Source organism: Planctomycetaceae bacterium, assembly GCA_041398825.1.
Taxonomy (GTDB): Bacteria; Planctomycetota; Planctomycetia; order Planctomycetales; family Planctomycetaceae; genus F1-80-MAGs062.
Window position 1 is genome coordinate 178,147 of the sequence record JAWKTX010000002.1, and the last position, 15,281, is coordinate 193,427.

The window sequence follows — 15,281 nt, forward strand, 5'->3', positions numbered from 1 at the left end:
TATCCCTTGAGAGCTCTGCGCGAATAACGATGCTGCGTGCCAGAAACGTGACTGCAGATGATGCAGGTGCGCTTCCGGGACAGATACGCCTATCTTGAACCAGCGCCACCTTCCGCAGACATGCCTGCCTGTCCGTTCACTCAGGAAACCACAGACAGTCAGACGTTGCAATCGATTACAGTGAGTGTTTCAATACGCTCGCGGCCAGATCCTCAGGGAAGATCCGTAGATGCATCATTTGAACAGTCGGGCAGATGGCAAGTACGAACAAGATAGAAGCAACCGATTCTGGAGGCGGTACCGGTTCGATCAGTCACTGGATTCACGAACTTCGCAATGGTCGAGAATCTGCCGCAACACATCTTTTTCATCGGTACCAGCCGCTGATGCAGGCTGTAGCCGGAGAGGCGTTGGGGAAGTCACCAAGAACGGTGGGTGATGAAGATGACGTCGTCTCTACGGCGTTCTGGGCATTCCTTCGAAGGAGCCAGGTGGGTGCCTATCCCGAACTGAATACGCGGGATGACCTCTGGCGTCTCCTGGTAACGATTACTCGAACCCATGCATGGAAGCAGGGCCGATTTCTGACGCGAAAGCGTCGGCACATGCAGCATTTGCATCAACTGGACCGTGTGGTTTTAAGGGAAATGGCGAATGACCGGATTCTGCCGGAAGTCACTGCCATCATGTCAGACACCCTGACAGCCTTGCTGAAAACCCTGGATCAGTCAGATCCGGAACTGGGCGACATTGCGCGTGGAAGACTGGAGGGATTGTCAAACGCGGAACTGGCCGAGAAACACAATCGATCACAGCGCACGATTGAGCGTCGAATTCGTCTGATTCAGGAAATATGGCAACGCCACTTCGAGCAACCCGAGAATGAATCTTCTGATTGACCGCATCTGTATTCAGTATGAAGACGCGCTGCGCGAGGGAAGCCAACTTTCTGTTGCTGAACTTCTGCTGCAAGTCGCGGCGGAACATCGCGAAGAGCTGCTGACCGAACTTCTTTGTCTGCGGCACGACTATGCCAAAGATGATGTTCATCCGGAACAATGGTTCGCCGAGTTTCCCCGGGAGAAAGCCGCGGTGCAGGAAGCCCTGCGACGCTGCCTGAAACTGACCCCTGCAGAATTACAACCGAGTGATTTACTGCTGAATCGATTCCGCATTGAGGAGCCCGTCGGAAAGGGAGCTTTTTCCACTGTATATCGCGCCTGGGACCAGGAACTGGGCCGGTGGGTTGCAGTAAAGATTCCCGCTCTGAAGGGCGCTGTAACCTGCGAAGTTGCCGATCAGGTGTGCCGCGAAGCGAAGTTGTTGGGTTCGCTGCGACACCATTCCATCGTTTTGCTCTATGATGTCATTCGTGACGAGAACGGTTGGCCGCTGCTTGTGATGGAGTTCATAGATGGCCAGCCGCTGGATGACTGGTGGAATTCAAAATCGCACCCTGACGTCCCGTGTCTGATGCAGATTGCGGAAGCGATGGGATACGCGCATCAAAAAGGTGTGATTCATCGCGACCTGAAGCCCGGTAATATTCTTGTTACCACCGAAGGTCGCGTTGTGCTCGTTGATTTTGGTCTCTCGGTCCAATTCAACTCGCAGTTGAACCGTCGTGATGGTAACGGTGGAACGCTTAAGTACATGTCGCCGGAACAGGTGCTGGGGCAGGCGCACTGGATTGATGGACGCGCCGATATCTGGGCATTTGGTGTCATCCTTTACGAAATGCTTGCCGGTGAGCCGCCTTTTGCGGGTGAGACACTGGATGAAATTGCTCAGGCGATTGTGGAACGCAATCCGAGACCACCTCGTCAAACAAATCCTCAAATCTGCCCTCAGCTGGAAGCCATCTGCCTGCGGTGTCTGAGCAAATCTCCGGACGGTCGATACAACACAGCGATGGACCTTCTGGCCGACCTGAAGAAGACTCAATCCACGAAGCACCTTATCCCGCCCAGAGTCTGGATCGTTGCAGCAGCGGTCCTCCTGTTGATGATTTTATTCCGCCTGTTTTCATCAGGTATCAGCAGACACGCGGGAACTGATTCAGCCCTTGCCAAAAACGTCGGCACGGACCTCCGGCAAAAGAACGTCCAGCAAAGCGGTCCAGCCTTCGTTGTCGCTGAGGATTGCCCCCCTTTGTTGGCATTCGATTTCGATCATGACGTGGGGCCATGGTACGCGTACGAAAAAGCCATTTCTCGGATTGAGGGCGACGCATTCAGGGGCGAAGGATGCCTGGCCGTCCGCGATCGTGTCCGTCAATTCGATGGGGTCGCATTCAACGCGACGGACCAACTTGCGTCCGGTCGTCTGTATTACATTCAGTTTTTTGCCAGAACACTGAGGCATCCATTCCTTCTGCAACTGCAATTGGAACTATCAGAGCCGGACGGCATGAGTTACCCCCCAATTGCCTACCAAATGCTTGAAGCCCAATGGAATCGCATCGAAGGGGATATCCTGCTGCCGGAGCATGTGCTGGAATCACGGCTTGTCTTTCGCCCTGCCGACGGTGTCAGCACGGAACCGTTTGCAATAGACGCTGTGTCTATTCGGGAATTGCAGATTGTCACTGGTTCGGAAATGTCCCCCGGCGGAGATTTTGAACACGGTGCGGGTCCATGGAAGATCGATGGTGATCTGGGCAACGTCAACGTGGTTCAGCGTGATGACGCATCGGAAGGAGATCATTGCCTTCGTGTGTCCGATCGTGCCAGTGCCGATTCAGGCGCGGCCAGGGAATTTCAGATCGAGAACGGGCGGTATTACCTGTGCCGGGCATTATTGAAATCTCCCGAGCAGGACATGAGCATTAAGATGATGTCACGGTTGGTTGACGACGCGGGTGTCCACTATGGAATGTACCGAATTCTGAATGCCGGGATGGATCAATGGCAGCAGCTTCAGGAAGTCGTACGAATTGACGCCGTTGGCAGCATCCACTCATTTCAAATCGGTGTCTACAACGCGGACGATCAGAATGCAGATTACCTGATGGACGATTTCAGTTTGCAGGAAGTACGTTTCGTCGCTCCTTAGTAAACGATCGTTGATGTGACGCTCATGTGTCATGCATCCTGCGACATTTTTCACGAATGCATCATCGCGTTGTTTACCGCCGATTCAGCTGAGAAGAGAATCACGAAGAGAAGACAGAGTGCCAGCCGGCGTGTGCGTGATCAGCCTTCAAAGCGGAGTTGATGGCTGTCCTGCTGATTGCTGAGTCTGCCACGACGCGGGCATCGCTGGTGTTCGATTTTCCAGAGCCAGCCGTCGGGAATCACGGATCAGCTGAATCACGCGTCCATCCGTTGGCTGCTGTTCGTAACACCATAGCAGCGTCCGTGCTGCCTCATCGAACCGTTTCTGTTCAAAGTATGTCATGCCAAGCGCTTTCCTGGGACGGTAGGCAGATTCATCGACCGCAAGAATCTTTGTCAGGACGTTTTCGCAAAGTGAATAATCGCCCAAGGCAAATGCAGTATCGAAAGCATCCATCGCCAGATTGACCCGGAGTTCATCTGACATGCCGTCATGTTCTTCATCCATATGTGCGGCAATCAAATCCAGGACCGGCTTAAGATCATATTCCTGACCGCTGGCTTTATAGACAGCAAGTACGTCTGCGAGTTCCGGAAGCTTCGGTGCAAATTGTTGCAGGAGCAGACTGGGGGGAACCATTCTTGAATACAGAGCGGTAATGGCTCTGCGATAGTACGAATTCGCGTGAAAGACGACTGACCAGTGTTCCAGTGCTTCAGCCTGATTGCCGGTCATGAGCAGTTCCTGTCCAATCAGGAATCGAGTCCGCGGATCGTATCCACGGACAAGCAGGGCCTGATCGAGCATCGTTCGCGCCATCGTGCTGCTTGCCGGACGCAGAAACGAGGTCTCCGCCAGCAACATGTATGCGGTTCCCTGAATTGGACATTGTGCAAGCGATTTCCGGGCCAGCTGATCCGCCAGCATTGGCAGTTTGATTGCCTTGCCAAAGGCCCTTTGTAACCACGCCATCTTTTCCTGCTGCGACTGGAATTCTGCGGATCGAACTGTGTCGCGAATCTGCGTCAGATTCAGAGGGGTTTCGCTGGTCGCCTGCTGTTCGTCAAAAAGCGTGAGACAAAGTTGAGCCATTGTCAGCTGGACACGTGGCTGATCCGGACACGCTTTCAGAGACTTCACCAGCAGGCCCAGACGATGTTTCTTAATGCTCAGATCCCTGTGATCCGGCTGGCTGGCATCATCCGGACTATTGCCGTTATGGCCATGATTCCGGTATTCCATTTCCACTGTGGCATCGCCGGGATCATCGGCATCGTATGCATCGGAAGCGTCACTCTCGTATAGCGAAAGTTCTTCTGCTTCTTCACTGTCCATCGCAAGTGAAATGGCAGCATCCGCAACATCCCGTTGCTCGTCCAGTGTCGTCAGCAGATACTGATACCAGTACTTTTCGCCTGCCACACGAGCCGACAGCCCGGGCTGAACCAGCAACAGTAGTCCACCACATGCAACAGCCGGGGCTAGCCAGAACGGGCGTGGAATTGTGATGCCACGTTCGCGTTCAAATCCTGAACAGAGGCGAAGGCCGGCAACAACAAGCACAACAGTCGTTACCACGATTGCTGGCGCGTACCAGATGAAATCTGCTGTTGCGTGCGCTGCCCCCGCCAGGAGACTTGCACTGACCGCAGCGACCAGTTCGGCCTGTTCGGAATCTGCCGGGCGAACCATGCGCCAAAGGAGACGTGTTAGTACGTAGGCCAGCCCAATCACCAACAATCCAAGTCCCGCCAGTCCTGTTTCCAGTGCCAGGTTGATGTAGGTACTCTCGGCATGAGAGAACTCGAACGTTGAAAAGTCAGCGAAGTCTGTCATGTAGGTGGGATAGACTTCCCGATGACTACCGACGCCTGTCCCGAACAGAGGGAACTTCCTGGTTGCTTCAATATCTGCCGCCCAGATGGTCCGGCGTGCATTACCACTGTCCAGTTTGTTGACATCTCCGGATGCAATTTGGTTTACCCGGACATCAACGGTGTCGCCTCCCAAAAGCATTAGCCCAAAAACCAGCAGAGTCCCGGTGGCGGGCAGTGCCAGCGACAGTGTCCTGCGCGTACTTTCGTTTCGCAGCAGCCCCACACACGAAACGCACGCCGCCAGCGCCGCCGCCGCCATGCCGCCGCGGGACAATGACAATACGGCGCACATCATCACTCCTGCCACAGCGCAGATCAGCAACAGGAGTCGAACGCTGACCAGGTTATCGAAATTCGAATGATTCCCCTGGGCCGGACCCAGACCCTGACGAACAGTGCCCGCATTCTGTAACTGGTGCTGTCGGCGTTCTTTCAGAGCCCACCAGATCAACGGGCCGACACTGATCGCAAGAAACTGAGCAAAGTGGTTTCGGTTTGTAAACGCCCCCTTCAGTACCTCGCGTGTTCCTGTGAATGGGTGCCTGTAAAACCAGAAGAATTTATCGTTAGATGTCGCCATCTGGGCGACAGCAAAGACGGCCATCATCACTCCGGAGATCCCAACCAGCTTCAGCAATGTTTCACAATCCGCTTGATTGCGAATGCGTTGAGTCATGACAATTCCGATGATTCCGTAGGCCAGCAGAATCCAGAAGCCATGCCGAGTTTCAGACGGAGTCAGGCTCAGTGTGTTCCAGACGGGGCCGGGAGCTACGTCCGAAGTCTCGCTGCCGACTGAAACGGCCTGGTCCGGTTCGCGTGATGGTGGATCTGCCTGAGTTGCGCCCCACGAGGGAAATAGTCGTTGATACTCACCGGAAATCCCGGACATCACAGCCGGAGTCTGAGGTATGGTCTGGTACCAAACCAGCATCAACCCTGCGATCAGTAATGGTTCCAGCGTTAGTATCAGAAGCCGCCCGCCTTTTTGAAATCGGTGCAGCGACCAGGCCAGCCCCATGAACAGCGACAGTGAGATCAGAATGCGGTGCCCCCACGCTTCTCGCCCCCCCATGATGAACGGGAAAAACAAAAGCAAAGCGACAATTGCGCAGTCAGTGAGCAGCATTCCCCACGATTCGGTCTTCAGTTCTGGCAGAATAGTTGCATTGCCAAAGGATCGTGCGCTGTTCTTCGACGACTTCTTCCTGTCGTGCAAACTCTGAACCATGGGGATGACTTTCCGGACGTTCAAGCAGCTCGATTCGAGCCCGACTTGCGAAATGACGAACCGCCTTCTGCCAGTGCACTCAGGCCCGCAGCCACATTTGGCTGGCCGGGTTCGCCGTGCTCGTCGGCTTCGTGGCCGTATCCATAGCCGTATCCATAACCGTACCCATATCCGTAGCTGCCATCGTCATGCCCGGAAAGATGATTCACGACGACACCCAGCAACTGGCAGCCGAGGCTGCGGAGAGTTTCGGTTGCTCGTATCACCATGCGGCGGCGGTCCTTGTCTGGTCGAACGACCAGTACCACAGCGTCGACAAGACGCCCGACAATGGTTGGGTCGCTGACAGCCAGTACCGGTGGAACGTCAACAATAATCTGTTCATAACGCGTTTCGGCCCACGCGAGCAGATTGGCGAAGCGATCACCCGCGAGAAGTTCGGCCGGATTAATGGGGCGAGGTCCGCAGGAGATGACATCGAGTTTGTCGGTGTTCAGGTTGCGAGTGTGGCGAGTTGCGATGGTATCAATATCTTCATCAGACTTGAGTATCTGTGACAGCCCGATGTCATCACGCAATCCCAGCAACGCCGACAGCCCCGGACGACGCATATCCGCGTCGATGATGAGTGTGCGTTTGCCGGACTGAGCGAACGCAACAGCCAGATTCGATGACACCGTGGTCTTTCCATCACCGGGTTCGGTACTGGTGACAATAAGCCGGCTGGATTCCACCGGTGAAAACTCAATACTGGTTCGCATCGATCGAAACGCTTCGACTTCACGAGCATTCGGACGAGCATGACTGATGACGGCATCAAAGCCGTCCCCCTCCAGTTCTTCGATGCGTGGCACCATCGAAAGGACCTGAGTGGACAACTGAAGTTTCAGTTCTTCAGGCGTTCGGAAACGATCGTCCATGATGTCCAGAACCCAGATAATGCCCAGGCCCGTCACAGTTCCAAGCATCAGAGACAGAAGTCCGGTAATTGCCAGACGGGGTGAAACGGGTCGAGCGGAGTAGCTGGGTTTGCTGGAGACCTGAGCACGGATGCCTTTTTCCTTGTTCAGGTCGATGGTGCTCATACTGGTGAGCAAGCCGTTTCGCAGTTCGTGTAACTGTTCAATCTCGCGATCAAGGTCGCGCAGTTGAGTCAGAGTTTGTGACAACATCATCGAACTGTTTTGCTGTTCGTGCATTCGTGAATACAGCTCTGTTTCGTGAGCCTGGCTGCTGCGAAGGCGCTGCTCGGCCATTTTCAGCAACTGTGGTCCCAGATGTTCTTTGGCCATCAGCTGAATGCGCTGACGCTGCATCTGAGGCTTCTCAGAAAGATACTTTTCTTTCACCAGGATTTCGGACTGCAGTCGCTTCAGTTCGGGATGAGCAGCACCCAGCTTTGTCTGTGCATCGTTGAGTTGTCCGTACAGGTCCAGGAGTTCCTGACTGAGCCGCGAATTGATGATGTCATCCTGAGCTCCCACACCCATCAGCTGATTCATCATATCTCGCCCCGCACTATCCATCGACTGCGAGAGGAAGAGACTGATGTCTTCGTTATTATCGATCGCCTGGCGCAGCCCCATATAGAGAGTCTTCGCCCGGGTGGTTTCTTCGCGGGCGTTGGCCAGATCCTGTGCCAGGATACGAATCTGTTCTACCGCGATACTTAACACGCCCTGATCACTGCCGGAATCGACGATATCCGGATTGGCAGATTTCAGGCGAAGACGTTCGGTGGTCTTCTGTATCAGTTGATTCTCAAACTCCGTCAACTTTGACTGCAGCGTGCGGAGATTCTGTTCCGAGTCACCCTGGTGTGTCTCATTCATATAGTGTTCGTATGACGACAGCAGCGTTCGCAGCATCATCTGAGCACAGGCGGGATCGCGAGAGCGATACTTGAGTTCAAGAATGGTCGTGCCGAAGGGAGATGAGACGCGAAGGTTATCGCGCACTTCTTCAACCCAGAGAGATTCTGAAACTCCGACCAGATCAACTCGGTATTTTTTTGGCAACCTCACCAGCGCTCGGCTGATGACTTCGTCACTGGACATCAGCTGTTGAAAGGTCGGCATGTCCGCACTGGGGCTGTCGTTCTTCTGAACACCGTCCTCGGTGACTCCGGACCCTTTGCGGACGATGTGCAGTTGAGCAGATGATTCGTAACGGCGCTCGGCGACGACGTAATAGGCCGCTCCGCAAAGGCCAACAGCAACGATGGTCGCCAGCAGGATTCCGCTGCGCATTCGCACGGTGCGCAGGAAGCGGAAGACAGAATGCAGAGTTGTCGCAGCGCTATGCTGGCCAAGTTGCTGCATCATCATCAGATTTCTGTCGTCCATCGACATTGATCGGCTTCCTGCCCGTGTCTTTAAACAGACTGTGTAGTCAACAAAACTGGTGCGTGGCTTCCGCTGCGAAATTCGTCAGAACAGAGTCCCGACACTTCCGCTGACGCCAAATCGAATGATCTGCAGTGCTTCCATGAACACTGTGCCGGGCGTTTGCTCTACAGAAACAACGTCGCCCGGACCAAGTCGAATATTCGAATCACCGCTTCGCTTCGCCTTGTAAATTGTCAGTTCAATGACTGCCGGGTTCGCTCCATTGGCTACCGGACGAATCACATACACTTTGTTGGCTAACTGGTTTGAAATGCCTCCGGCCAGCGCGATGGCGTCCAGGACGTGAATATCTTTTCCAACCGGGAAGTCATACTTGCCGGGATTTTTCACGAGGCCAATCACTGAAACCGGATCCGGGTCCCGCTTCTCGACCATGATGACGCCGCCGTCGCTCACGAGATAATCGCCACCTCCGTCTTTCGAAGCAGAAATCAGGTTGATGCGATAGGAATTCATCGAACGAGTTGAGGCGACCGGTGTTTCTGCGCTGGACGAGCTGACTGGCGAATAGGGATTTTGAGGATCCCCGGCAATGGCCGGACGATCGTAACTTGCGGACACAGGGTTTCGAACCTCCACATTCTCGCCTGCGTTTTCTGCCAGGCCACCAGCCTCTGCGATCGCCGAAACAACATCGCTCGCCGAGGGGGGAAGTTCGTAAATCCCTGGCTGCTTCACCGCCCCCAGAACGCGAATGCGATTCTTTCGGGCATGCGAAACGGTGACCGTTACAGAAGGATTCTTGTAGAGGTTCTTCTTGATGGCTTCCATTCGAATCAGAGATTCGGCTGCCTGCGGTGGGTAACCAGCCAGCTGAATGGTGCCGATCTCCGGAAGGGATGCGTTTCCGTCATCCGCGATCCGGGACGACAGTTTGACCTGATCTTTTTCTGTGAGCCCCGCTGCAATGGAAACATCCAGCACATCGCCCGGGCCCAGGACTTCGCTGCTTCCATTCGCGCTGGCGAGCCCCGACAGATCGGCCTCCTGCGGATTCGACTGCGCAGCAAGTCGCAGCGACATCGGGAGCGATTCGGCGAAGAAATGATTGTCCGACCGACAGCCTGTGAGGATGCACAACAGGGCGACCGTTATGAAAAACGGAGCCTGCGAATCCTTCGCGTTGCCGCCTGTGCGTCTGTAGTTCATCGAAGATTTCTCATTCGTCATTTGCAAACCCGATCGTCCGAATGGATGAATCGAGCCGCAAAGTGGAGTTCTGAAATCACACACCCGACACAATGTCTCTGGTGAGCGACGAAGAGGAGGGAGAGTGAGAGTGCTTATGATGGGTCGCTGAAGCAACGCTGGTACGCTTTTTCAGCAATTGAGCGGATTCGAACGGCAATCCCAGCCGAAAGTCCTCCGATCAAACCACAGAGTTCTACGGAAATGGATCGGAATGGGTCAAGATGAATGTCACTCGGGCCAGCGACGCCGCTTTCATGGCTGCCTGTTCTTTGTAAACGGGCTATTCTGCCGCCAATGACGGGGTCTGCACTGTCTGGAACGGAATGTCCGCACTCTGTCGATCATCGATTCAGACATCGATTCAGGTCAGAAATCAACCATCGTCCACGATTTACGATGGCATGCGAGTTCTGAGTTCTTTGCGCAGGCTGGGGTGATTGGCTGTTCGGCCTGCTGAGGCGTGTCTGGGTGGAATGCGGTGATTTGGTGGAGCTGCTGGCTTCGGTGAGAGCATCCGACCTATTTCAGGATGCGGCTTCGGCGACAGCCTTCATTTTTTGCAGCCCTTCCACGGCGACTTCCAGGGGATTCTTTTCCCAAAGGTCCGGGCGAAACAATTCCAGCGAGAGAAATCCCTGATATCCAACTGTCCGCAGCAGGTCACAGTAGCGCCGCAAGTCAACTGCTCCGTCGCCAGGCATGACACGGTCCGGATCCCGCTGAGTTGACGGTTCGGGCTCGGCCGGTGCGTCATTGAAATGAGAAACCGCAATCTGCGTCGGTCTTAATTTGCTGATGGATTCCATCGTCCCGCCACCGACAAAGCAGTGAAACGGGTCGAGAACGATGCAGGCAGCCGGATGATTGGCGCCCTCAATGATCTGGATCGCATCGTCGATTGTTTTGATGTCTTCAACAAAACCGAGGTATTCGAATGCGGGGCGGACACCATATTTTCGACCGATTTCAAGCAGGTGATGGTAACGTTCTGCTCCCAGAGCACGGTCAGCATGGCCGTGAGGTGGTCCGGCCACTGTGAACTCGGCGCCAACCGCGGCAGCCTGTTCAAATTTCCTGTGGGCGTCCTGAATTGCCTGAGCGTACTCGTCACCTTCCGACTGGAACCATTGTTTCAAATGAATGGTGGTGGGAACTTTCAGTCCGCTGGTCTGCAGTGACTGACGCAGTTGCTGAAGCGTTCCACCTTCGGCAAGGAACAGGTCGATATCATCGTGCCACAATTCAATCCCTTCGAAGCCAGCTTCTGCGGCCACTGCAATTTTCTGCAGGATGGGCGTCGTTTTGATCGTGCTTGAATTCAGGCTGTAGCGAAATGCAGACATAGGAGGACTGTGTTTCAGAATGGATTTTGTTTCACCCGATTCTTAGAGCCAGGGAGTGCCTGGATTGGCATATCAGCTCCGGGTGTGACGGCGGGATCGGGCCACTCCTGTGGTTTCGGCAGCTTCTGAAGTCGCCGCCACAGAAGGGCTCGGAAACGAATTTGTGCGAGCGTTGAATTGGCAAGGCAAGCGAACGAGTTCAGGCTGATTTGGGCTTCCTTCGGCACGCCAGGCAACGATCTCAGCGAATTTGTACACTTCTAGTGTGCGTGGCGGCAGCAGCCGGGACCGCATGGACCGGCAGACGGCGGCGGGCATGCCGACGTAATTGGCAATGCGGAACCTGATCCCACGTGTCCTGCAGAAGTACTCATCAGTTTTTCAAGTTTCTTTGAGCCGCAATGCGGGCAATCCGGCGTTTCACGCAAACTGACAAGCAATTCCGACTCTTTGTGACATTCTTCGCAAACGAATTCAAAAATAGGCATGGCATTTAACCTTTCATTTCACGACGCAGTGCTTCGATTTCTGCGTCTATCGCTGATTGTTTTAACTGGGCCGCTGCGGACGCTGCGTGCACCGCTGTTTCCGATTCCAGTGGAATTTGTACGTTGTTTCCAGTGAGTTCTGCTAGTCGACGAGTGGCATCTGATTGTCGGGCTTCCAGAGCTTTTTGAATGCGAAGCATGTTTTTCTGCAGGCTGTCGGCAGCTTCCATTTCGGGCAGAATCCCGGCAATCAGCCCTTCGAGTTCGACTTTGCGGGTCAGGGCGTTGCGTGCCTTGATTTCGTCCCCGTCGGACAGATTCCGGCGAGCGATATCCAACCATTCGTCGATTTGTCTTTGGTGCTGATTGACCTCTTCACGCAGACGCTGGTGATTGGCTTCGGAGACTCGCACAGTACGCCGGCAAGCCGCGAGTCCTTCCTCCATTTCCGCGATGACTTCTCGCAGAGTGGTGGCAGGATCGTCGGATGAATTCAGTATCTCGGTCAGATTACAGGTTACGATATCGGTCAGGCGGCTGAAGTGAGGCATGACAGAACTTCTTTGATGGAACGAAAAGCAAAATTCATCGAACAGTTTAGCAGAGACGGTGGTGTCTTGTGTTCCGGACTGGGCCAGGAAACGGTTTTGCTGCCGTCACAGATCATTCCGATTCAGCAAATCCTCGACACGAGAGCAGATACCTTAGTTTTTCCTTGGCCAGTCGGAGGCGGCTTTTGGCCGTGGGCAGACTTGTTTCCATCGCATCAGCAACTTCCGACAGTGTGAGTGACTCGTAGTGGTGCAGTTCAAATGTAGAACGCTGATCCTCCGGCAATTCTTCCAGCAGTTCACGAACAACGACTGCAATTTCTGATGTTTCTGCCCGGGAATCCGGTGGCAGCAAATCGGAAGGAATGGTCTTCAGCAGATCAAATTCATCGTCGCCTGATTTCACCGATTGCCGAAGACTGCGAATCATCACATCGTTCACGGCGCGGCGTGCATGGTCAATCATCAGATTATTGGCAATTCGAAACAGCCAGCCTCGAAAACGGCCTGTGGGCAGATAATCCCACCCCTTGCGATACAGCCGAAGTAACGTCTCCTGCACCAGATCTTCGCAAAGCTGTTCGTCGCGACTGCTGCGGCGAAAAAAGCCAAACAGGGGCCGGCTCCAGACGGCAACGATTTCGTCGAATGCCCCCGGATCGCCTTCCTGAAGGCGAATCATTCGAAGATCGTCTTCGTTATATTGCGATGTGGCAGCAGGAGTGAGGGACATGAGGATCGATGGTCCGGGCTGAATAAGCAGGTCTCTGACGGTTATTTTTCTGATGCGGTGGGCGTGAGAATACCATCTGCAATCGGCATCGTCCCGGCAAAAAGGCCCTGAATGACCCTGGTCATGTGAGACAGATTCAGCTTGTCAACTTCATCGGTCGGTTGATGATAGTCGTTATGAAGCGACCCGGCCGAAAAACTATGGGCGACGACTCCGACGCGCACAAATGACGCATTGTCGCTTCGAGAGTAGAGCATTTCACTAAATTGTCTGTGATGAAACACCGTCATGCCCACACGTGCCGCTCCGGCGGCCATCTGCTCACCAAGGTTGGAGTGTTCCCAGCCGGTGCCCCAGGCTTTGCCTTCTGCGTTTTCTTCCGGGCGACCGATCATTTCGATGTTGATGTTGGCCACAATTTTTTCCAGCGGCCAAAGTGGATGTTCAACAAAATACTTTGAACCGCGAAGCCCCTGCTCCTCTCCCCAGAATGTCATAAAGATGACGGTCCGTTTGGGAGGTTCAGGAAGCGAGGAAAATGCATCGGCCATCGTCAAGACCGCCGTCACGCCGGTGGCATTGTCGTCCGCCCCATTGTTGATCCGATCCTGTCCTTCATTCAGAGTACCAATGTGATCCAGATGAGCCGAAATGATGACGGCCTCTTGTCGCAGTTCAGGATCTGATCCGGAAAGCACCCCAATCACATTATGGACGGGTGCCGTCGTTCGGGTATTGGCTGGTACTTTTGCCGTCAGGTTTCCTTCGACTGGAAAGTCAAGAGGAGCAATCAGCACAGGAACCGCAGGGTGGTATTGTTCGGGCAGATTCACAGGATCTGACCTCATCTGATCGGCAATCTGCCAGAGAGGACTGTCATCTGCGGACCGAATAATCACGAGAGAAGCCCCGGCTTCTGTGAACGGCCGAATCCGGCGGGACCACACCGACATCACCCGTGCCGGGCTGCTCAGCATTTGAGGAGCCAGCATGATGTCCTCGATGACGATGACCTGCACAGCTCCGGAGTCTGCCACCTTTGTCGTCAATGAACCGGCAATCTCAAGCTCTTCCGGCCGCCCCCAAAGGATCCTCAAACGATCATCCGGAGTGTTGTTCACCGACACCTTTGGTAACGGCCGTCCCGGACCTTCCATTTCAATCTGGTGTGTCTGATAAAAACTGCCATTGTCCTGGATGCTGGTGAGACCAGCTCCACGAAATCGCGCTGCGACGTAGGCTGATGCGATGGTCAGCTCCCGGGACGGTGTCGCGCGGCCCGCCATTTCGTCGGATGCCAGAAAGGCGACCGCTGAAAGGACACTCCCTTCGCGAATGCCTTCGATGGCCGTTTTCTGCGCATCGGTTAATTCCGGCACGACGATCTCACTATCGACCGCGGATACCGACTCCGTGTTTGACAGCAGGCAAAGCCCGCACAGCAACAGCCCTGTGGCAGAAAAAACACGAAACCTTGAAATCGGGTATGACATTGCACCATGTCTTCGCTGCAGGACGTTTCCGGGGAAGCTCAAAGAATCGGATCAAGACCGCCAGAGCGTGACATTCTGGCGGCGAAACCTGAGGGTGAAACATTCGTCGGCCGATTCCAGCGCCCACGAATTCCAGTCTTGGACCGGTACGTCAGATCTGCGAACACCCATCCAGTCGGCGAATGAAAACGTTTCGCAACCACACTTCGCTGTTGTGGTCGGTCAACATCAGACGACCCACGGTGTTTTGGCCGAATCCTTCATGGTTCCTGAACTTGCTGTTTGCGACGGCCTCCATCCATCGGGGAGTGCCAAAGTACTCGTCAATAATCAACCGCCCGTTCATCCAGTGTCGAACCCGTCCATTCTGAACAACAATGCGTCCGACATTGTAGTCGCTCAACGGTTTATAGTCCCGCACGTAGAAAGGCTGTGAAGGGACGAACAGGTCGTACAGAGACGCGGTGCGGTGTTTCTCTGCCATCTTCGGAAATGCCTGATCGTCCTGAATCTGGTACTCCAGACCAAGCAGCGAATTGCCGTACTTTTTGACCCGGTACTTGATTCCGTTATTGCCTTTTTCTGAGATTCGATATTCGAACCACAAGTCAAAGTCACCAAACTCATCCCGGGAAATCAGGTTGCCACCTTTGCCGGACAAATGCAAAACGCCTCCCGGTTCAAGCACCCATCCACCATCGACCGGCTTTCCATCAGCCTTTGTCCACTGACTGAGAGAAGTATCCGAAATCAGATTGGTGTAACCCTGTGCCAGAGCGTTTGAACCGTCCAGGCAGAGCTGGCACCAGGAGATCAGAAGTGCAGCCATGGTGAATGACGAGCGTGCAGGAACCATCGAAGAATCCTCAAAGAGTTCAGGGATCACAAAACAGCGTCGGATCAGGATCC

General features: G+C 54.3%; 10 protein-coding genes. 2 read left to right on the plus strand and 8 right to left on the minus strand.

Annotated elements, in window-relative coordinates; genetic code table 11:
* Positions 1–254: 254 nt before the first annotated feature.
* A complete protein-coding gene (locus R3C20_04595; protein ID MEZ6039761.1) occupies positions 255–899 on the plus strand; it encodes an ECF-type sigma factor in 645 nt (214 codons plus the stop codon).
* Positions 883–3,054 (plus strand): serine/threonine-protein kinase, encoded by a 2,172-nt coding sequence (locus R3C20_04600; protein MEZ6039762.1) that lies wholly within the window; start codon positions 883–885, stop codon positions 3,052–3,054. Before R3C20_04595 ends, R3C20_04600 begins: the two co-directional genes overlap by 17 nt.
* Positions 3,055–3,201: 147 nt before the next feature.
* On the opposite strand, the gene R3C20_04605 is transcribed toward R3C20_04600, so the two are convergent.
* From R3C20_04605 to R3C20_04640, 8 genes are all read right to left on the minus strand, one after another.
* Positions 3,202–6,165, minus strand: a complete 2,964-nt coding sequence (locus R3C20_04605; GenBank protein ID MEZ6039763.1) for an O-antigen ligase family protein — start codon at positions 6,163–6,165, stop codon at positions 3,202–3,204.
* Between the two features lie 20 nt (positions 6,166–6,185).
* A complete protein-coding gene (locus tag R3C20_04610; protein ID MEZ6039764.1) occupies positions 6,186–8,516 on the minus strand; it encodes a polysaccharide biosynthesis tyrosine autokinase in 2,331 nt (776 codons plus the stop codon).
* 78 nt (positions 8,517–8,594) lie between these two features.
* The gene (locus tag R3C20_04615) at positions 8,595–9,722 is read right to left on the minus strand and encodes an SLBB domain-containing protein (GenBank protein MEZ6039765.1); all 1,128 of its coding nucleotides are present in this window, start codon (positions 9,720–9,722) and stop codon (positions 8,595–8,597) included.
* Between the two features lie 566 nt (positions 9,723–10,288).
* Positions 10,289–11,107 (minus strand): sugar phosphate isomerase/epimerase, encoded by an 819-nt coding sequence (locus tag R3C20_04620; GenBank protein MEZ6039766.1) that lies wholly within the window; start codon positions 11,105–11,107, stop codon positions 10,289–10,291.
* 493 nt (positions 11,108–11,600) lie between these two features.
* A complete protein-coding gene (locus R3C20_04625) occupies positions 11,601–12,146 on the minus strand; it encodes a PspA/IM30 family protein (protein MEZ6039767.1) in 546 nt (181 codons plus the stop codon).
* Positions 12,147–12,258: 112 nt separating this feature from the next.
* Complete coding sequence (locus R3C20_04630) at positions 12,259–12,879, minus strand: sigma-70 family RNA polymerase sigma factor (GenBank protein MEZ6039768.1); 621 nt, start codon at positions 12,877–12,879, stop codon at positions 12,259–12,261.
* Between the two features lie 41 nt (positions 12,880–12,920).
* Positions 12,921–14,372: a M28 family peptidase gene (locus R3C20_04635; GenBank protein MEZ6039769.1), complete on the minus strand. Its 1,452-nt coding sequence runs from the start codon at positions 14,370–14,372 to the stop codon at positions 12,921–12,923.
* A 151-nt stretch (positions 14,373–14,523) separates the two neighbouring features.
* Entirely contained in the window at positions 14,524–15,228 is a 705-nt protein-coding gene (locus R3C20_04640; protein ID MEZ6039770.1) for a DUF1080 domain-containing protein, read from the minus strand.
* Positions 15,229–15,281: the final 53 nt, after the last annotated feature.